This window comes from Arenicella chitinivorans (assembly GCF_014651515.1).
GTDB classification, from domain to species: domain Bacteria; phylum Pseudomonadota; class Gammaproteobacteria; order Arenicellales; family Arenicellaceae; genus Arenicella; species Arenicella chitinivorans.
Map to the genome: position 1 here is coordinate 372,339 of NZ_BMXA01000002.1, position 18,803 is coordinate 391,141.

Annotated in this window: 18 protein-coding genes and 5 tRNA genes; 18 read left to right on the plus strand and 5 right to left on the minus strand. The window is 50.0% G+C overall.

The genetic code is table 11. The features are described 5' to 3' along the window. The first annotated feature begins 30 nt into the window (after positions 1-30). Both IE055_RS06790 and IE055_RS06795 read left to right on the plus strand, forming a co-directional pair. Complete coding sequence (locus IE055_RS06790) at positions 31-1,068, plus strand: type IV pilus twitching motility protein PilT (protein WP_189399264.1); 1,038 nt, start codon at positions 31-33, stop codon at positions 1,066-1,068. Between the two features lie 42 nt (positions 1,069-1,110). Then, entirely contained in the window at positions 1,111-2,244 is a 1,134-nt protein-coding gene (locus IE055_RS06795) for a PilT/PilU family type 4a pilus ATPase (protein ID WP_189399265.1), read from the plus strand. 58 nt (positions 2,245-2,302) lie between these two features. On the opposite strand, the gene pyrB is transcribed toward IE055_RS06795, so the two are convergent. The 5 genes from pyrB to IE055_RS06820 all read right to left on the minus strand — a co-directional run bounded on the left by pyrB (position 2,303) and on the right by IE055_RS06820 (position 7,019). Further along, the gene (gene pyrB, locus IE055_RS06800; protein WP_189399266.1) at positions 2,303-3,220 is read right to left on the minus strand and encodes an aspartate carbamoyltransferase; all 918 of its coding nucleotides are present in this window, start codon (positions 3,218-3,220) and stop codon (positions 2,303-2,305) included. A 44-nt stretch (positions 3,221-3,264) separates the two neighbouring features. Further along, on the minus strand, positions 3,265-3,672 hold the full coding sequence (ruvX, locus tag IE055_RS06805) for a Holliday junction resolvase RuvX (protein ID WP_189399267.1): 408 nt from the start codon (positions 3,670-3,672) through the stop codon (positions 3,265-3,267). Further along, a complete protein-coding gene (locus IE055_RS06810; protein WP_189399268.1) occupies positions 3,672-4,577 on the minus strand; it encodes an energy transducer TonB in 906 nt (301 codons plus the stop codon). The genes ruvX and IE055_RS06810 overlap by 1 nt, the downstream gene beginning before the upstream one ends. A gap of 4 nt (positions 4,578-4,581) precedes the next feature. Continuing rightward, positions 4,582-5,523, minus strand: coding sequence for a glutathione synthase (gshB, locus tag IE055_RS06815; RefSeq protein ID WP_189399269.1), 942 nt, complete (start codon positions 5,521-5,523; stop codon positions 4,582-4,584). A 110-nt stretch (positions 5,524-5,633) separates the two neighbouring features. Further along, the gene (locus IE055_RS06820) at positions 5,634-7,019 is read right to left on the minus strand and encodes an SLC13 family permease (protein ID WP_189399270.1); all 1,386 of its coding nucleotides are present in this window, start codon (positions 7,017-7,019) and stop codon (positions 5,634-5,636) included. 106 nt (positions 7,020-7,125) lie between these two features. On the opposite strand from IE055_RS06820, the gene IE055_RS06825 reads away from it, so the two are divergent. From IE055_RS06825 to secE, 16 genes are all read left to right on the plus strand, one after another. After that, positions 7,126-7,362, plus strand: a complete 237-nt coding sequence (locus IE055_RS06825) for a hypothetical protein (RefSeq protein WP_189399271.1) — start codon at positions 7,126-7,128, stop codon at positions 7,360-7,362. 232 nt (positions 7,363-7,594) lie between these two features. Next, positions 7,595-8,614 carry an OprO/OprP family phosphate-selective porin gene (locus tag IE055_RS06830; protein ID WP_189399272.1) on the plus strand — a complete coding sequence of 340 codons (1,020 nt, stop codon included), beginning with the start codon at positions 7,595-7,597 and terminating at the stop codon, positions 8,612-8,614. A 200-nt stretch (positions 8,615-8,814) separates the two neighbouring features. Next, on the plus strand, positions 8,815-10,410 hold the full coding sequence (locus tag IE055_RS06835; protein WP_189399273.1) for an ABC-F family ATPase: 1,596 nt from the start codon (positions 8,815-8,817) through the stop codon (positions 10,408-10,410). 22 nt (positions 10,411-10,432) lie between these two features. Then, entirely contained in the window at positions 10,433-11,254 is an 822-nt protein-coding gene (locus IE055_RS06840; protein WP_189399274.1) for an alpha/beta fold hydrolase, read from the plus strand. 32 nt (positions 11,255-11,286) lie between these two features. After that, positions 11,287-12,483, plus strand: coding sequence for a M48 family metallopeptidase (locus IE055_RS06845; RefSeq protein ID WP_189399275.1), 1,197 nt, complete (start codon positions 11,287-11,289; stop codon positions 12,481-12,483). A 130-nt stretch (positions 12,484-12,613) separates the two neighbouring features. Then, positions 12,614-13,300, plus strand: coding sequence for a phosphoadenosine phosphosulfate reductase domain-containing protein (locus tag IE055_RS06850; protein WP_189399276.1), 687 nt, complete (start codon positions 12,614-12,616; stop codon positions 13,298-13,300). 92 nt (positions 13,301-13,392) lie between these two features. After that, positions 13,393-14,352: a biotin--[acetyl-CoA-carboxylase] ligase gene (locus tag IE055_RS06855; RefSeq protein WP_189399277.1), complete on the plus strand. Its 960-nt coding sequence runs from the start codon at positions 13,393-13,395 to the stop codon at positions 14,350-14,352. After that, positions 14,349-15,080 carry a type III pantothenate kinase gene (locus IE055_RS06860; protein WP_189399278.1) on the plus strand — a complete coding sequence of 244 codons (732 nt, stop codon included), beginning with the start codon at positions 14,349-14,351 and terminating at the stop codon, positions 15,078-15,080. The genes IE055_RS06855 and IE055_RS06860 overlap by 4 nt, the downstream gene beginning before the upstream one ends. 40 nt (positions 15,081-15,120) lie before the next feature. Then, positions 15,121-15,825, plus strand: coding sequence for an SPOR domain-containing protein (locus IE055_RS06865; RefSeq protein ID WP_189399279.1), 705 nt, complete (start codon positions 15,121-15,123; stop codon positions 15,823-15,825). A gap of 119 nt (positions 15,826-15,944) precedes the next feature. Then, positions 15,945-16,020 (plus strand) — tRNA-Thr (locus IE055_RS06870). 79 nt (positions 16,021-16,099) lie between these two features. Further along, a tRNA-Tyr gene (locus IE055_RS06875) sits at positions 16,100-16,184 on the plus strand. Between the two features lie 95 nt (positions 16,185-16,279). Further along, a tRNA-Gly gene (locus IE055_RS06880) sits at positions 16,280-16,353 on the plus strand. 96 nt (positions 16,354-16,449) lie between these two features. Next, a tRNA-Thr gene (locus IE055_RS06885) sits at positions 16,450-16,524 on the plus strand. A gap of 267 nt (positions 16,525-16,791) precedes the next feature. Continuing rightward, positions 16,792-17,976, plus strand: coding sequence for an elongation factor Tu (gene tuf, locus IE055_RS06890; RefSeq protein WP_189399280.1), 1,185 nt, complete (start codon positions 16,792-16,794; stop codon positions 17,974-17,976). A 230-nt stretch (positions 17,977-18,206) separates the two neighbouring features. Further along, positions 18,207-18,282, plus strand: a tRNA-Trp gene (locus IE055_RS06895). A 149-nt stretch (positions 18,283-18,431) separates the two neighbouring features. Continuing rightward, positions 18,432-18,794, plus strand: coding sequence for a preprotein translocase subunit SecE (gene secE, locus IE055_RS06900; RefSeq protein WP_189399281.1), 363 nt, complete (start codon positions 18,432-18,434; stop codon positions 18,792-18,794). Positions 18,795-18,803 lie beyond the last annotated feature (9 nt).

Here is an 18,803-nt window from a genome sequence, read left to right on the forward strand (position 1 = left end):
AATTGTATCGCACAAATCCTCGGAGAAGGTATGGACATTGCTGAACTGCTCGCATTTGCTCACAAAAATAAAGCTTCTGACTTACATCTTTCATCGGGCATGCCGCCGATGATTCGAGTTGATGGTGAGATGAAGCGTATCGATTTGCCGGTTTTGGAGTCGGAGACCGTGATCGCCATGATTTTTGACATCATGAATGACCAGCAACGTAAAACCTACGAAGAAAACCTCGAGGTGGATTTCTCGTTTGAAATTCCAAATGTGTCGCGTTTCCGTGTTAACGCATTTAACCAGGATCGTGGCCCAGCGGCCGTGTTCCGGACCATTCCTTCGGTGGTATTGAGTCTGGAAGATTTGAATGCGCCGCAGATCTTTGGTGAACTGGTGATGAAGCCGCGCGGCTTGATTTTGGTGACCGGGCCAACGGGCTCGGGTAAATCCACCACGCTGGCGGCGATGGTGGATTATATCAACGAAAAGCAGCGTTCTCATATTTTGACCGTGGAAGACCCGATCGAGTTTGTCCACAAGAGTAAGAAGTGTCTGATCAACCAACGAGAGTTACACAAAGACACACACAGTTTTGAAAATGCCCTTAAGTCCGCGCTTCGTGAAGACCCTGATGTCATACTGGTGGGCGAGTTGCGAGACCTCGAAACCATTCGTTTGGCGATGACTGCGGCGGAGACCGGTCACTTGGTGTTAGCAACGCTGCACACTAGCTCGGCGCCAAAAACCATTGACCGGGTTGTGGATGTTTTTCCAGCAGAGGAGAAATCCATGGTGCGATCAATGCTGTCTGAATCCATACAGTCGGTGATCTCACAAACACTGATTAAGCGTGTTGGGGGCGGTCGTGTGGCAGCGCACGAAATTATGGTTGGCACCTCGGCGATTCGTAACTTGATCCGGGAAGATAAAATTGCCCAAATGTATTCGATGATCCAAACCGGTCAGAATGAGGGAATGCAAACGCTGGATCAGTGTTTGGAAAAACTGGTTCGAGACCGTCTGATTACCCCAGCCGATGCGCGATCTCGCGCGGTTGATAAGAGTAAGTTCCTGTAGATGATCCGCCAATCAAACCGTTAATTAGAGGAGTTGTAAATCATGTATAAGATGGCTGACTTGTTGCGCGCCATGATGGTGAAAAACGCATCGGACTTGTTCATCACTGCAAACGCTACCCCGAGCTTTAAAGTGGATGGCAAAATCTATCCGATTGCGGGCACACCCTTAACTGGGAAAGATTCGCAAGAGCTCTGTTACAGCATCATGAATGAAGAGCAACGCCGCATTTTTGAGGGTGAGAAAGAATGTAACTTCGCGATTCATCCCAAACAAATCGGTCGCTTCCGTGTCAACGTGTTCATTCAACAGGACTGTGTTGGCATGGTGTTGCGGGCGATTAAAACCAACATTCCAAGCACTGACGAACTGCAAATCCCCGATGTGTTAAAGAAAATGATCATGAAAAAACGTGGTCTATTGATCTTCGTTGGGGGTACCGGTACTGGTAAAAGTACCTCGATGGCAGCGCTGGTGGATTATCGCAACCGCAATGCGCAGGATCACATCATCACGATCGAAGACCCGATTGAGTATTTGCATACGCATAAGAAATCGATTGTGACGCAGCGAGAAGTCGGCGTGGATACCGATTCGTTTGATAATGCCTTGATTAACGCAATGCGACAGGCCCCGGACGTTATTCAGATCGGTGAGATTCGAACTCGGGAGACGATGGACGCGGCAATCGTGTTCTCTGAAACGGGACACTTGTGTATCGCAACGCTTCATGCAAACAACTCGTACCAGGCGTTGGATCGAATTTTTAACTTCTTTCCAGCCGACCGGCGTGACCAGCTGGCGATGGATTTGTCACTGAACTTATACGGTCTGGTGTCGCAGCGATTGTTGCCGGTGAAAGGCCGCGAGGGTCGAGTGCCGGCGGTAGAGGTCTTGATCAACAGTCCGATGATTGCTGATCTAATTAAGGATCATAAAATTAACGAGATTCGTACCGCAATTCAAAAGTCAACCGAGTGGGGCATGCAAACCTTTGACCAATCGCTGTTTGACCTGCATGAGCGCGATTTGATCACCTATGACGACGCGATTAAAAATGCCGAATCTGAGAACGATCTACGCTTGGCAATCAAATTGAGAGGCAAGGCCGCGGGTAAAACCGAGTTTGGTGAAACGTTGGCAGACGTGGCGATTCAGGAAGAAGACGACTATTGATCTTAGGCCAACAGGCAGATGAGGGGTAAAAGCCGGTACGTTACACCGGCTTGTCGAATTATAGTTTATCCAACAGCATACCCAACAAGGCCATCCGCACTGGTACTCCGTAGCTCGCTTGTTTAAAGTAAACCGCATTTGGTAGTGAGTCGACGTCTGTACTGATCTCATCAATGCGTGGTAACGGATCGAGAATCAAACACTCGGAGCCCTCAACATCGTCGCGATTTAGGCGATATCGACGACGGTGCTTATCGAACAGTGCTTTGTCTTCAAAACGCTCTTCCTGCAAGCGATTGATATAGGCGACATCGTACCCATCGTGTAAACGAACTTCACTGCGTACCTCGCAATCCACGCCATTGGCATGCAGCTCGTTTAACATGTTGGGGCTGGGGAAGAGCTCTGTTGGGCCAGTGAATGTGAAGCGGTTGTTTGCGTATTGCGAGAGTAGGCGCGACAGGGAGTGAATGCTGCGGGACTGCAGTGAGTCAAAGCCAAAGACTATATTCAGGTTATCCAGGCGGCCTTTTTCTTTGTAGATCGTGTACGCGTCGATCAACGACTGCGTTGGGTGTTCGTTGCCACCGTCACCGGCATTGATAAAGGGGACCGCGCTGGTGTCGGCAGCAATTTTTGCGCTGCCCGGCAAGGCGTGGCGCATCACGATGATGTCGGCATAGCTTTCGACCATGCGAATAAGATCTTCCAGGCTTTCGCCTTTTTCGAATGAGGTCGAGCTCGCATTCTGCGCAAACACCATGCCGGCTTTGAGTCGTTGGGCGGCACTTTGAAAACTCATCATAGTGCGAGAGCTGGGTTCAAAGAACAGTAGGGCCACCACTTTGTCGTCGAGTAAATCAATTCGTCCTTCACTTTCAATTCGCTCGGCCATGCTGTCGGTGGCGCTGAATATACTCTTGATGATGTTGGGTGTGAGTTGACTAGACGAGATAAGTGATTTGAACGGGAGCATGGAGCGACCTCAGCGAACAGTTGCCGCGAAGAATATCACAGGGCTTAATCGGACAGTGAGTGAAAATAACTTTCGAGAATCAAACAGGCTGCGACCTGATCACGTAACGCCTGCTTCTTCGCTGCGTTGAGTCCATGGTCGGCGAGTTCAGCATTGGCTGCAGAAGAGCTTAGGCGCTCATCCATGCCGTGTATCGGTAATTTGTGGTTCTGCTGAATATGGCTTTTGATACGGTTTATCAGTTTATTCAGGTGCGGGTCATCCGTTTGAGGATCTCCGATCACGACGCGTTCGGGCTGCCATTCCTTAATCAACTGATCGAACTGATCCCAGTTGAGGCGACCGCGATCGGCGGTCAATGTGGTGCAGGGTTTGGCGGTGCCAGTGAGTGTGTGTCCAACCGCGACACCGGTGCGCCGCAAGCCAACGTCCAGCGCCAGCACGCAGCCCACTAATCGCCTCCAGGTGCCGAGACAGCGGTGCTGGCAAAACGGTTGTCGGGTAAGAAATGAATGGTTCTCGTGATCACCAGAATGTCAGTATTGCGGAAAAACTCTTCATCCGGGAAGGCTTGAAATGGGGACGCGTCACGCATGATCCGCTTGGCTGTTTCGTTCAGGATCTTGTATTTAGAAGGCTCGTTGATATTGATGTCACGCAGGGTCCCATTACGGTTGATTTCGACGGTTAGAATCAGGCTGCCGTGGATGCCGTTGGCTTTAATTTGGATTGGATAGTTAGCGTTGCCCACGGTGGTGACACGTTGTTTCCAGGCATCCAAGTACTCTGCGGCACCATGTGCTTTGGTGAGTGGTGATAGAAACTCTTTCTTAGGTCGTTTCTCGTAATCTCTTTGCGCTTGGCTAATTTTGGCGACTAAACGTTCGCGTTCGAGTTGGCGCGCATCGGTGTTGAATTTGTCCGGACCTTTTATTGGTTGCAAGTTTTCGAGCTTGGTCTTCTCCGCTGGCCGACGCTGTACTACCAATTCGCTATTCTTTGCAGTGAGGAACTGGTCTGGGGTTAGGCTGGTGGTGGGTTGGCGGTCAGCCACTTTTTTAACCGATTGAATTTTCGATGGGTTAACCGCTTTCCAAGGTAGTGGCGATTCAGCCTCCTGTTCATCCGTGCCACCACCGGCGTTATCGGTACTGGCGATCAGTTCGGCACCGTCTGCTACCTTATTGTTTGAGGAATTGAGTAGCACGACATCCAACGTATTGTCGGTGCTTTTGCGTGCACCAATCTCCGGCAATTTGAAACTGATGCCCAATATAATGGCAGCATGCAGTAATGCCGAAAAGAACGCCGTTACGCTCAGTACGTCAGTTTGACGATGGTTATCAAAATAACTCATGAAATTAGTGCAGCTTGGATTCGATTGCCTTCAGTAAATCGAGAGCAATATTGGTGTCGTACTCGGCATTAATTTCTTTGATACAGGTTGGGCTGGTAACATTGATTTCGGTCAGACGATCACCGATTACGTCCAGTCCGGCAAACAGGATATTGCGTTTGACTAACTCCGGTCCAACTCGTTTAGCAATGGCAAAGTCACTGTCGCTCAGGGGTTGAGCAACGCCGCGACCACCAGCTGCGAGGTTGCCGCGTGTTTCGCCTTGGGCGGGAATGCGGGCGAGGGAATACGGCACCGCTTCGCCTGCCACCACCAGTATGCGTTTATCGCCGGCTGTGATCTCAGGAAGATAGCGTTGGGCCATGGCAAATCGTGTGCCGTGTTTGGTTAATGTTTCGATGATGACGCCAATATTCGGTGAGTCCTGCTGTACGCGGAAAATTGACGCACCACCCATGCCGTCAAGCGGTTTTAAGATGACATCCTTATGGGTGTCCAAAAAGCGTCGAAAATCTCGCGCATTGCGTGTTATTAGTGTTTCTGGGCATACATCGGGAAACCAAGCACAGTAGGTCTTTTCGTTACAGTCGCGTAGTGCTTGTGGTGAGTTGACCACCATCGCGCCTTGAGCTTCTGCCAGCTCGAGTATGTAGGTGGCGTACACGAACTCCATATCAAATGGCGGGTCTTTCCGCATCAGGATCGCATCTAAGTCGCCGAGTGCCATGCGATATGTTTCACCCAGCTCATACCAATGGTTCGCATCTTGAAACGCGGTGACGCTGCGTGCGTCGCCAACGGCTTTGCCGTTTTCGATCAGTAGGTCATGCATTTCAAAATACACAACTTCCCAGCCAAGAAGCTGGGCCTGCCAAATCATTTCGAAGGTACTGTCTTTCTTTATATTGATGGAGCCGATGGGGTCCATCACAACGCCAATTTTCATGCTTGATGCTCTATGTATGGGTAGGCCACGGTGTGCGCGTGGTGCCCGTATGGTAACGCGAAAAGCGATGAAAGTAACCAGCTATCCCCCTGGGGATTGTGATCATTTGGTTAGACAAGCAGGTAACACAGTGTGCTGATAATTAGCCCAAATAGCATATTGAGAGTCAGGCCTTCGCGCATCATGGTCTTTACACTCACCAGATCCGTTGAATACGCGATGGCATTCGGTGCCGTGGCCACCGGCAGCATGAACGCACAGGATGCTGAAATGGTTGCCGGAATCATCAACAATGCCGGCGGCATGTCAGTCGCCGTGGCGGTCGCAGCGAGTATTGGTAGTACCAGTGTGGTGGTCGCGAGATTGGAATTGATTTCGGTAAAAAACGTGATGCCAGCACAGATCATGAGAATGACAATGAAGACCGGTAAATCGCTGATCACGGAGCTCATGCCGGCACCGATTATCTCCGCTAGGCCGCTGGCGAAGAATGCTTTTGCGATGGTAATGCCGGCGCCAAACATGAGTAAAATTCCCCAAGGGATCGAGCGGGCGGTGGGCCAGTCAAGTAAACCGCCGCCGCGCGAAGAGCGTACACCGAACATCAGTAGCGCGCCCAATACGGCCACCGTAGCATCGCCAATACCGCTGAGATTGAATGGGCCGGTCCAACCGCCAAAGGGTTGACTGCGAAAGACCCATAGCACGATGACGAGCGTGAAGACGGCGACCACGCGCCGTTCGTCCGGGCTCCACTCGGCTTTTGCCGGCAAGTCTACATTGCATTCCCCGTGCAAGTTGCGTGTCAGCCAAAGCCAAGCGATGGGAATCAACAGAGCGACGATTGGAACGCCGATTTTCATCCAATTTAAAAAACCATAACCTTGGCCAGTCACTTCGGAGTAAACACCGGCAAAAATGACATTCGGCGGTGTGCCTACCAGCGTGGCAATACCGCCAATAGAGCACGCATACGCGATGGCAATGACCAGTGGCGCTGCGAGCTTTGGGTTGTCGACCTGTTTTAGACAGGCCAGTGCAATCGGCATCAACATCAGGCAGGTGGCCGTGTTGCTGATCCACATCGACAGTAGTGCACCGGACAGCATAAATGCAGCCACTAGTCGTTTGATGCTGTGCGGCCCAACCAAGCGCAGAATGCTGACAGCGAAACGACGATGCGCGCCACTTCGTTCTAATGCTTTGGCCATCATAAAGCCGCCCATCATCAGTAGGATAATGTGGGATCCAAGCCCAGATGCTGCGGTTTTATGGTCGATTACACCGAAAATAGGGAACAGGGAGAAGGGCACTAGGGAGGTCGCGGGAATCGGTAACGCTTCGGTAGCCCACCACCACGCGGTGAGTAGGGTGATGGCGGCAGTAGCGCAGGCAACCGGTGGTAACGCGCTGGCATACAGCACTGTATAGCTTATCGACGCAATAAGTGGACCGATAATAAGGTGAGGATTAATGCGATTGGCAGCCTGAGACATAGGTAAGGGTAGGTTTGTCGCTTAGTTAAGATGACTAATTATTTTATTTTGCTATTATACCGGCACGATTTTGCACCCGAATTTAACCTGCAGAGACAACCTTAGTATGTTCAAACAAGTGACACAATACCTCGTGGTACTGGCAAGTTGTTGTCTTATTGCTGCGTGCAGTAATAAAGATGACGTGATGGTGGTTGGCCCAACGGCGGACATAACGCGTCCACCAGTGATGGTCAAAGACACGCCAAAACCCGCGGCTGAAGCGACCAACCCAGATGAAGCTATCTCATATGATGAATGGCGAAAGCAACAGGAAGAGCAGACGCAGACCGGCGCGCCGTAGTGCAGTCGAACATTCAACTTGGTCAATTAAAGCCAGCATTAGCTGGCTTTTTTTATGCCTGTGTGTGGGGCGATAGATGGTCGTTGTCATATTTCTGTAACTGTCTGTGGCGAGAATACCCCCGTCTTGAGTAATCTGGCAAATAAGAAGTCCGTTAGATAAGTCGTGCTTTCAGGTTGTGGTGACGTATCTGCGACTTCACTATTCCTATATAAATAGAGGTCTGAGTTAAATGAAAATTAAGTTGATCGCAGCGCTTGTGGCTGCAACTACATTGGCAGCTTCCAATGCTAACGCTGAGGTTGAAGTGTCAACCAAAGGTGGCCTGAAGGTGTCTAGCGGTGACTACAAGTTTGAAGCTGGTGGTCGAATCATGTATGACTACAACCGTTCTGAGTTGAATGGTGAAGTAGACGAGGACGATATTAACCTACGTCGTGGTCGAATTTACGTAAAAGGTAATGTATCGAAGAACTGGGCGTTCAAGTCGCAGTTCAATATCGATGGTAGTGGTATCGAAGATGCCTACCTGCGCTACACCGGTTGGGGTAAAGGTGCTACAGTGACTATTGGTAACCAAAAAATGCCATTCGGTTTAGAAGAGTTGACGTCTTCAAAAGACATTAGCGTTCTTGAGCGTTCTGCGATTACTGAACGTTACGCGGTTGGCCGTGCTGAAGGTGTTCAGCTATCTGGTAAAGGCGGCAAATCAACGTACGGTATCGGTATCTTTACCGATAACGAGAAGGATTCTGAAATTGGTTTCGCCGCGCGTTACACATTTGCGCCGCTAAAAACAGACACGTCTGTATTTCATTTGGGTGTGGCATACAAAGATATCGATGAGAGTTCAGCGCTGGGTCTGGAAACTGCATTCTCATCAGGTCCTTTCCATATTCAAGCCGAGTACGTGGATGGTGAAGAAGGCGCGGCCGACGATTTGAGCGGTTATTACGTTCAAGCTGGCTACATTCTTACTGGCGAGACTCGCCCTTATAAAGATGGTGCGTTCAAGCGTGTTGCGCCCAAAGGTAAAGCGGGTGCGTGGGAAATGGTAGCGCGCTTCGAAGACGGCGACGGAAACCACAGCGATATCGAACTTGGCGATGACGATGCATCTGCCTACACGTTGGGCGTAAACTATTACGCACACAAAAACGTCAAGATCGGTGTGAACTACACGGATGGCGAGAGCAATACGTCGGATGACGATGGCAGCGAATTCCGCGTACGCTTTCAGTTGACGTTCTAAGTCTAACGCTGTTTTAAATAAAGGCCGGCCCACGGATGGGTCGGCTTTTTTATGCCTGCTGTGCACACGCTCGGCGCGCTCGTCTTAGTGCTACCCAGGCCGGGTTAGCCAATTTGTCTTGTTTCTTGCTATTCTCGGTTTGCTAGCCGAAGACAAATCAGTACACTACGCCGATTAAATTTTGGACTCCCTCTATAGTCATGATTACCACTGCAAATATCACCATGCAATTCGGCGATAAGCCGCTGTTCGAAGATATCTCTGTCACGTTTGGTGACGGCAACCGTTACGGTCTGATCGGTGCCAATGGCAGCGGAAAGTCCACGTTTATGAAGATTCTTGATGGCTCGCTAGAGCCGACCGGAGGCAATGTGTCGATCACGCCAAATGAGCGCATCGGCAAGTTGAATCAGGATCAATTTGCCTACGAAGAGTACACGGTTGTCGATACGGTGATCATGGGGTACCGCGAGCTGTGGGAAGTCAAACAAGAACGTGACCGAATCTACAGTCTGCCCGAGATGAGTGAAGAGGAGGGCATCAAAGTCGCAGAGCTGGAAATGGAGTTTGCCGAAATGGACGGTTACACCGCTGAAGCGCGTGCTGGTGAATTATTGATGGGGGTAGGCATTCCCATCGAGCAACATTTCGGGCCTATGAGCAAAGTGGCTCCGGGCTGGAAGCTTCGCGTATTGTTGGCGCAGGCGCTGTTCTCAGATCCGGATATTTTGTTTCTGGATGAGCCAACCAATAACTTGGATATCCACACCATTCGCTGGCTCGAAAAAGTGCTGCAAGAGCGTAACAGTACGATGATTATTATTTCGCATGACCGCCACTTTTTGAACGCGGTGTGCACTCACATGGCTGACCTCGATTACGGGGATATCAAGTTGTTTCCTGGTAACTACGATGAATACATGACGGCGGCGGAAATGGCGCGTGAACGTTTGCACGCTGAGAATGCCAAGAAAAAAGCGCAAATCGCAGAATTGCAGACCTTTGTGAGTCGATTCTCGGCCAACGCGTCAAAAGCCAAACAGGCAACATCGCGTCAGAAGCAGCTGGAAAAAATTAAACTGGATGAAGTGAAACCGTCCAGTCGCGTTAATCCGTTTATCCGTTTTAAGCAAGACAAAAAGTTGTTTCGCAACGCGCTGGAAGTAGAAAACTTGACGATGGCTTACGATGCGCCGCTATACACCAATCAAACTTTTAATGTTGAGGTGGGGGAACGTATTGCGATCATTGGTCAAAATGGCGCCGGTAAAACAACGCTGATTCGGAATTTGCTGGGCGAGGTTGAGCCGCAAGCGGGCACCGTAAAATGGTCTGAGAATGTCGAAATCGGTTACTACGCGCAGGATCATGCTGATGACTTCGAGACGGAAATCAGTGTCTATGATTGGATGTATCAGTGGCGTAAAGCGGCTGAAGACGAACAATTTGTGCGCGGAGTGCTGGGGCAGATGCTGTTCTCTAAAGATGACATCAAAAAATCCGTTAAGGTGTTATCTGGCGGCGAGAAAGGGCGTATGCTGTTTGGCAAGATTATGATGCAGCGCCCCAATGTGATTATTATGGACGAGCCAACCAATCATCTGGACATGGAGTCGATCGAGTCACTTAATCTGGCGTTGGCAAATTATGAAGGCACGCTCATTTTTGTGAGTCATGACCGCGAGTTTGTCAGCAGCTTGGCTAACCAAATTTTTGAGATCGAAGATGGCAAAATCGAGCGTTTCGTCGGCAGTTACGATGAGTTTCTGGCTAAAAAGGATGCGCAAGCAGCCTAGTTTAAATGTCTAGCGCACGTCGATGAAAGCGTTCGAAATAGGCACCAAGAAGACGATACTTTTCTACCTGCACGGTTTGCGGGGACACGCGTTTGCGCAAAAGGCTGCACTCGAGCACATGGTGAAGAACCATGGTGTGAGCGTTATTTCGCTGGAGATGCCGGGGCACGGTGAGGACTCGTTTGAGGAGCACTGTATGGTGCCGGCTTATCGCGATCTGGTGGCGATGATCACGGATGAAGTTCGACGCCAATCCAAAGATGCTGAGCAAGTTATCTTGATGGGTTACTCCTTTGGCGGTGCTTTGATGACGCTTGCTGCGGACGAATTGGAACAGGCGCAAGACTTTCATCCCAACGTGGCTGGGCTGATTGGTATCAGTACCGCGTTTGATGTGGGGCACAATGTGCCGTGGTGGCAATTGTGGCTGGCTCGACTGATCGCGCCAATTTCTCGATTTTTGTTTTATAAGGTTCCAAACTACAGTCATTTGCTCACCATTCGCGAGATGGATATCAGCAAAATTTCGCCGCAGGCAGCGGTGCAGAAGTCCATCCACGAAGACGAGTTGGTGTATAAAGGGCGCATCCCGCTTAATACCTCGGCTCAAGTCTACTATACCGGTCTCGCTTCCTCTGCAGCTCTGGAACACTTGTCTACGCGCGTGCTGTTATTGCATTCCTTGGATGATGAGATAGCGTTGGCGCCGGATCCAGCGAAAATGCCGTCGCACGTTAAACTGAAGCTGTTTAAAAACTTGCGCCACAATTGCATAGACGGCGTGGCGCGCGAGGCGGTTGTGGCGCGTAAGACCATTAGTCAGTTTATTGTGGATAAACTGTGACCTTTATTAATTAATTGCACCAGAGGAATTGTATGCAAGCTGCCGATATTCGAAGTCTTGACGACCTGGCTCTTTATACGAAACTGATCGCACACCCAGATGTTGTGCGTGTGAACGACTTGATCGCGCGCCACGAGGCAGAAGGGCCGACGGGTATTCGGCGCAATTTGCTCTCAACGTCGGTGCGTCTCACGCGCAATATGGCGCCAGGCATCGCCGCGATGGCCGATGAATGTGTGGAGCGACTCGGTGTGCAATTGCCGCTGGAGTTGTTTGTGTACTCCAGCCCCCAGTTCAATGCTGCGTGCTTCAAGCCGGAGAATGATCGGCTGTACGTGATGTTTTCTTCCAGCTTGTTGGAAGGTTTTACCGATGCGGAGCTAAAGTTTGTGATGGGTCACGAGTTGGGACATCATGTGTACGACCACCATGCCGTCCCGATTGGCTATTTGCTGCGGGGCGAAACCAGGCCTGACCCTAAATTGGCACTGGAGTTGTTTACTTGGTCGCGTTACGCGGAATTGTCCGCTGATCGGGCGGGTGCGCATTGCGCTCATGATATGGACGCAGTGGCTAAAGCATTGTTCAAGTTGTCGTCCGGTTTGACTAGCAAGGTTGTGCAGTTCAGTTTGGACGACTTTGTCGCTCAAGTTGACGACATGATAGTGGACGACCAAGAGCCCGGTAAGGGGGCGCCGCAATCCGATTGGTTCTCGACGCATCCGTTCAGTCCCTTGCGCGTTAAAGCGCTTAAACTGTTTGAGGAGTCTCAGCTGTATGGCGGGCAGGTGTCGCGTGAAGACCTTGAAGTGGGGGTGCAGTCGGTCTTGAGTTTGATGGAGCCCAGTTATTTAGAAGCCAAAACCGACACCGCTGAATCGATGCGACGCTTGCTGTTTGCTGGCTTGATCGCCGTGGCGGATGCGGAGGCGGGAATCTCCGAAGAAGAGCTGGATATTTTTAAGCAATACTTTGGTAAATACGCATTCAAAGACACACTGGATCTTGAGAAAACCAAAGCCACAGTGGAGAGGCGTAGTCGAGAAGTGCATCAGCGCGCGTCAAAAACACAGGCCATGCAGGTGTTGCGCGACCTGTGTGTTATGGCGCAGGCGAATGGTGGTGTGTTGCCCAGTGAACGGTTGGTACTGGAAGGTATTGCTCAAGAGCTACATATTCCGAGCACCTTCATTTGCCAGACAATCTGTGAAGAGCGTGACTTGGATTAGTCTGCGGCGTTCTTTAGATAAAAAACGAATAACTAAATATTTTTATAGTATTACTAATTATATGTTCGGCCACTTATACTAATTAAAACGTGCCCAAACGCTTACAGCGTAACGTAAAGGGAAAATAAAGATGAGTATAGAACTGGTTAAAACATTGTCTAAAACTGAGTCAAAATCAGAGCGGGTGTTTCATGCGGATGCCGACTTAATTGCGTTAAATCGTGAGTTCCAAAATAGTCGCCCCAGTGAAATCATGAAGTTTACGATCGAGCATGCGCAGAACCCGGTCATCTTTACAAATTTCCGTCCATTGGCCGTGGCGTTTTTGCATTTGGTTACGCAGCCGAAGAAGGATATCCCTGTAATCTGGGTTGATCACGGCTTTAACACGCCTGAGACCTACCGCCATATTGAGCGTGTTGTTAACACGCTGGACCTGAATTTGCACGTGTACTCACCTCGCATGTCAGCGGCTCATTATACTGCTGTGTATGGCCCCATTCCGCCGCTGGATACGCCCGAACACGATCGTTTTTCGGAGATCGTTAAGCTGGAGCCATTTAATCGTGCGATGGAGGAGTTGAAGCCGGATGTCTGGTTGAACGGTATCCGTCACGATCAAAATGCGCACCGCAAGAACCTGGATGTGTTCACTTTTGGGAGTCATGGAACCGTGCGCGTAGCCCCAATGTTTCACCTTACCGAACTTGATGTCGAAGAATACATTTACGATCGGGAGTTGCCAGACAATCACGATTACTTTGACCCCACGAAAGGCGAAGAGCACCGAGAGTGTGGCCTGTTGTTGCAGAAGTAGTTTGGCTCGAAGCTGAAGTTTTTCCTCGACTAAAATAGCCGCTAAATGTAAGTTTCAGTCGCCCTTTTGTGCTGGTTTGATACACTAGCGCGATGCTAGATAATGATAAACTACTCTTTGCCCTCAACAGTCGTGACGCTGTGTCAGGGACGGTCCTAGGGCAGCAACTTGGCGTATCTCGTGTTGCCATTCAGAAGCGTATACAGACTCTATCCGATAACGGCTTGCCGATCGACGCAGTGCCCGGTGTCGGCTACCGCTTGCCAGAAGGCGTGTCACTCCTCAGCGAGCAACAATTAAGCGCAACGCTCAATAATCAGTTGATTCATTCGGTAAGTTTGTTTCAGTCGATTGAATCCACTAACTCCTATTTGTTGACGCAACCGATCGACACCGGACGTGCGCGTCTTTGTGTTGCGGAGTCGCAGAGCGCTGGGCGTGGTCGCCGTGGTAACGAGTGGCTTTCTGCCCCGTACCGGAATGTGATGATGTCAATTAGTTGGGGATTTGAGCGCTGGCCTGAAACAATCACCGGCCTCGGATTGGCAGTAGCATTGGAGGTCGCCGAGTATTTGCGTGAATCATTCCATGTTGATGTCCAGATCAAATGGCCCAACGACCTAATGGTGAACGGGGCAAAGCTGGCGGGTGTGTTGATTGACGTAGGTGGTGAGTCGACTGGTGCCTGCAATGTTGTTATCGGATTGGGACTCAATGTGCATCAGCCCGATTGGTCTCAGGGTGGCGCATACCAATGGCAGGACCTCTCGGGGCTGGGCATTCGATGTGATCGTAACGAATTGGTCTCGGGGCTAGCTAACCGTTTGGTTAAGATGCTGTCGGATTTTGCGACTACTGGGTTTGCATCTCGAACCGCGCGCTGGAACAGCTTGTCAGAATACGCCGGGAAACGCGTGCGCGTGCTCGGTGTGGGTGACGAGCTTGAGGGCGTTATGCGTGGGGTCGATGAGATGGGTGCGTTACTGATTGATGTTGACGGTCAAGGTGTGTCTAGGGTAGTCGACAGCAATGTGAGTGTGCGTTTGTCGTGAATCTGCTGATAGATATCGGAAACACGCGCACCAAGTGGTTGATGCTGGACGGCGGCGCCCCGCATGCTCGTGGGGTTTTGGGTAACCATAAACTGAAGGAGCTCGATTTCACAGGGTTTCAAGTGTCTGCTTCGATTGCTTCCTGCGTTGCGAATGAGCGTGTCTTCAACGAGCTTGCACTACGTGTACGGGAACAGCTAGAGCTTGAACTGCAGCGGGCAGTTGTCACTGATCGTCAAGGCCAGCTCCTGAACGCGTATCGACGGCGTGACCAACTGGGTGTTGATCGCTGGTTGGCGGCGATTGGTGCGCACAGTCTAATTCAAGATCGCCGATTAATTGTGGTCGATGCAGGCACGGCTGTTACGGTTGATCTGGTGACCGCTGATAATGTGTTCCAAGGCGGTGTGATACTCCCAGGTATACGATTGATCCAGGAGTGTCTGACTGGGAATACGGCCGGGGTTGTGTCAGCGCCGAGTGATGTGCGCTCTGTAGTGGGTCGGACTACTCAGGAGTGTGTGAATGCGGGTGCGCAATTCGGCGTGGCCGGTGCGATAGAGCGTTATATTAGAGAGATGACGGGCTGGTCTGGAGATGGCGGATCCGACGTGCCATGCGTGTTAATGTGTGGTGGCGATGCTGAGCGATTGTCAGCCTTGTTGCCCATTGAGCACCGTGTGGAAGTTGATTTGGTTTTCAGTGGTCTGTCTGTGGTATTGTCTTAGGCGTTAAAACCGTCGTTAACTCATGTTGGGAGCTTAATAGATGCGATTCGCAGTCCTGTTTGCAGCCTGTCTGGTGTTGTTAAATGTTGTTGTGTTTTTATGGCCGAGTGGTGCTACTTATGCGCCGAATGTGCATGCCGCGCGACAGGATGTTAACCCGCATTTTATTCGACTGAATAAAGAGATTGAGGAGCGGTTCTACACCCAAGTGGCGGCGGCGGACGAAATCGTTCCAGCGGGTCAAGAAGTGCAGTTAGCCGCGATTTCAAAGCCTGGTGAAGCCTGCTACCGGCTAGGCCCTTTTATGCATCGGGAAAACTATGAATTGGCCCAAGCGGTATTGTTGAATGCCAATCTGGAATATCGGAAGTCCAAGCGAGCAAGTAAAAAATCGGATGTTTTTAGAGTCTTTCTTGGGCCTTATGAGACGAGGGAGCAGGTTGCTGATGCGCGTACTGATCTCAAGCGAAATAATGTATTGGATCATTTCGTGCGTAAGCAAGATGACGGAAGCTACATTATTTCGCTGGGTATATACAGCACGCAATTGGCGGCGGATACCGCGGTTGATTTGTTTGATGGTAAATTGAGCGGTGTGCAAAAACAAAGTGAAGTGGTTGTCTTGCCAGAGAGTTTTTGGTTGCATTTTTCGATGACGGATCAACAAGTATCGAGGCTGCAGTTGTCTGCCATGGATTGGGGTGAGCAGTCTGCGAAGATGGGATTGTATCCATGTAATGCATAGCTTTTACTGCGAGGCAAAATTGGCAAAATTTAAATACGAATAAATAATTGTTTTTTTTTGCAAGAATCGTTGTAATTCCGAGAGAGTCGCCATAAAATGCGCCACCTGAACGAGGTTAAGCCTGCATAGCTCAGTAGGTAGAGCAACTGACTTGTAATCAGTAGGTCGTTGGTTCGATTCCGACTGCAGGCTCCATTCAGTATTTTAGATTGAATGTAAGCTCGCTGCTTCATTAGTTAAATTGCTAGAAGCGGGTTATCAGAAATTGATGTATGGTGGGGTGGCCGAGTGGTTAAAGGCGACGGACTGTAAATCCGTTCTCTCTGAGTACGCTGGTTCGAATCCAGCCCCCACCACCATTTACGTCAATGTCTTCTGTTAACTGATTGCAAGTAGTGATTTGATCTTGAGAGTACGGATCCGCCTCGATTGCCAGTAGTTCGGTTCCAGGTATGCGGGTGTAGTTCAACGGTAGAACCTTAGCCTTCCAAGCTAATGATGTGGGTTCGATTCCCATCACCCGCTCCAGTTTGTGATGTCTTGCAAGTAAAGTGCTGGCAGCTCTTTTTGCAGGCTTTCCGCGAGTTTGCGAGATTTAGCGGCGGTGCGCCGGATAGAATTTCAGCCCACGTAGCTCAGGGGTAGAGCACTCCCTTGGTAAGGGAGAGGCCATCGGTTCAATTCCGATCGTGGGCACCAGAACATAGCCGGTTGAGTTGATCAACTGGCTTTTACGTTTAGCTTAACGAGTGTTTCGCTGGACGAATATTATGCCGGAGGTGTATTGCACCTGCGGCATTAGTAGTTTTGCGGTTTGGTTTGTCATTGTCTTGTCATGCTGATCTGCAATAAAGCACGATTGCCCTGTTTGAGATTGGGGTGGTGTGCAGAATGATTACCGGCTGAGCCGGTATCGTGTTTAGTTGGTAATTGTTTAACGAAAGAACGAGTAGATAGGTTAATACTATGTCTAAGGAAAAATTTGAAAGAACCAAACCGCACGTTAACGTGGGCACGATTGGTCACGTAGACCACGGCAAGACGACGTTGACGGCGGCGATTACGAAAGTATTGTCAGAGACCTACGGCGGGGCAGCGGTAGCGTTCGAGAATATTGACAATGCGCCAGAAGAGCGCGAGCGTGGCATCACTATCTCAACCGCACACGTTGAGTATGAGACAGATAATCGTCACTACGCACACGTTGACTGCCCAGGTCACGCGGACTATGTAAAGAACATGATCACTGGTGCGGCCCAAATGGACGGCGCGATTCTGGTATGTTCTGCCGCTGACGGCCCAATGCCACAAACGCGTGAGCACATCCTGCTTGCACGTCAGGTTGGTGTACCTTACATCGTAGTGTTCCTGAATAAAGCGGACATGGTTGACGATGAAGAGTTGTTGGAGCTGGTTGAGATGGAAGTGCGTGAGCTGTTGGATTCGTATGAATTCCCAGGCGACGACACGCCAATCGTGATTGGTTCTGCTTTGAAAGCATTGGAAGGCGATGCGCAATACGTTGAGAAAATCATTGAGCTGGGCAAAGTGTTGGATGAATACATTCCAGAGCCAGAGCGTGCGATTGACGGTGCGTTCATCATGCCAGTCGAAGACGTATTCTCTATCTCAGGTCGCGGTACTGTAGCGACAGGTCGTGTTGAGCGCGGCATCATCAAAGTTGGTGAAGAGATTGAAATCGTTGGTATTAAAGACACAACGAAAACGACGGTCACCGGCGTAGAGATGTTCCGTAAGTTGCTGGACGAAGGTCGTGCGGGCGACAACGTTGGTATTCTGTTGCGCGGTACTAAGCGTGAAGATATCGAGCGTGGTCAAGTATTGGCCAAGCCTGGTTCAATTACACCGCACACGAAGTTCGAAGCAGAAGTGTATGTGTTGAGTAAAGAAGAGGGTGGTCGTCACACGCCATTCTTCAAAGGTTACCGTCCACAATTCTACTTCCGTACGACAGACGTAACGGGTGCATGTGAATTGCCAGAAGGCGTTGAGATGGTTATGCCTGGGGACAACATCAAAATGCAAGTTGAGTTGATTGCGCCAATCGCGATGGAAGAAGGTCTTCGTTTCGCGATTCGTGAAGGCGGCCGTACTGTTGGTGCGGGCGTTGTAGCGAAGATTACTGACTAACGCGCTTATCCAGCTTTCGCACAACCCAATTGCCGCTAATCTGTGCGATTGGGTTGCGCGCGACTCAATTAATTCGTCGGCCAGAGTTTTGGTGTTCGGATAAATTAGTCAAGAAAGGCGCTGCGGGGCTGGATAATCTTGGTGTGCTAATGTATATTAGCGCACCTTTTTGCGTATATGCAGTCTGTAAACATCAGCTAATTTGCTGATTTTTAATCAAATTTTAGTTTAGGCCAGTAGCTCAATTGGCAGAGCGACGGTCTCCAAAACCGTAGGTTGGGGGTTCGATTCCCTCCTGGCCTGCCACTAAATTAAAGTTTGTTTGCGTGTGTGGTTCCGTTTGCAGCGCGGTAATAAGTCAAACAGGCAAGATTTTCAGATTGAATTCGAGAAATTCGGTCGTAAATACTCACGATGTCGTTTTTCGAAGCAATTAAAGAAGAGAAAAGTTAAAGATGGATAAAGTCAAGGTAATCGCGTCGTTATTGATTGCGGTCGGAGGTGTGGTTGGTTATTACCAGCTGCCTCAATATTTAGGCCAGGATGTATCGATTTTATGGCGAGTTGGCTTGCTGTTGGTGGCCTTGGTGGTGGCTGCTGTTGTGGCACTGACATCTGAATACGGGTCCTCATTCTTAGAGTTCGCGAAAGGTGCTCGAATTGAGCTGCGCAAAATGGTCTGGCCCACACGCCAGGAAACCACGCAAACGACCATTATCGTATTGATCTTGGTGGTGCTGGTTGCGCTGTTCCTTTGGTTAATCGATATGAGTGTATTTGAAATTATTTATGACTGGTTGTTAGGTGTGGAAGACTAATCTAGTCCA

Bases quoted from the DNA above. Each gene is read 5' to 3' on its own strand.
- IE055_RS06830 (WP_189399272.1), top strand. From the start codon at position 7,595: ATGAAAATTAAGTTGATCGCAGCGCTTGTGGCTGCAACTACATTGGCA.
- IE055_RS06810 (WP_189399268.1), bottom strand. From the start codon at position 4,577: ATGAGTTATTTTGATAACCATCGTCAAACTGACGTACTGAGCGTAACG.
- IE055_RS06865 (WP_189399279.1), top strand. From the start codon at position 15,121: ATGCGATTCGCAGTCCTGTTTGCAGCCTGTCTGGTGTTGTTAAATGTT.
- IE055_RS06795 (WP_189399265.1), top strand. From the start codon at position 1,111: ATGTATAAGATGGCTGACTTGTTGCGCGCCATGATGGTGAAAAACGCA.
- IE055_RS06840 (WP_189399274.1), top strand. From the start codon at position 10,433: ATGAAAGCGTTCGAAATAGGCACCAAGAAGACGATACTTTTCTACCTG.
- IE055_RS06835 (WP_189399273.1), top strand. From the start codon at position 8,815: ATGATTACCACTGCAAATATCACCATGCAATTCGGCGATAAGCCGCTG.
- tuf (WP_189399280.1), top strand. From the start codon at position 16,792: ATGTCTAAGGAAAAATTTGAAAGAACCAAACCGCACGTTAACGTGGGC.
- IE055_RS06820 (WP_189399270.1), bottom strand. From the start codon at position 7,019: ATGTCTCAGGCTGCCAATCGCATTAATCCTCACCTTATTATCGGTCCA.
- IE055_RS06825 (WP_189399271.1), top strand. From the start codon at position 7,126: ATGTTCAAACAAGTGACACAATACCTCGTGGTACTGGCAAGTTGTTGT.
- pyrB (WP_189399266.1), bottom strand. From the start codon at position 3,220: ATGCTCCCGTTCAAATCACTTATCTCGTCTAGTCAACTCACACCCAAC.
- secE (WP_189399281.1), top strand. From the start codon at position 18,432: ATGGATAAAGTCAAGGTAATCGCGTCGTTATTGATTGCGGTCGGAGGT.
- IE055_RS06850 (WP_189399276.1), top strand. From the start codon at position 12,614: ATGAGTATAGAACTGGTTAAAACATTGTCTAAAACTGAGTCAAAATCA.
- gshB (WP_189399269.1), bottom strand. From the start codon at position 5,523: ATGAAAATTGGCGTTGTGATGGACCCCATCGGCTCCATCAATATAAAG.
- IE055_RS06790 (WP_189399264.1), top strand. From the start codon at position 31: ATGGACATTGCTGAACTGCTCGCATTTGCTCACAAAAATAAAGCTTCT.
- IE055_RS06845 (WP_189399275.1), top strand. From the start codon at position 11,287: ATGCAAGCTGCCGATATTCGAAGTCTTGACGACCTGGCTCTTTATACG.
- IE055_RS06855 (WP_189399277.1), top strand. From the start codon at position 13,393: ATGCTAGATAATGATAAACTACTCTTTGCCCTCAACAGTCGTGACGCT.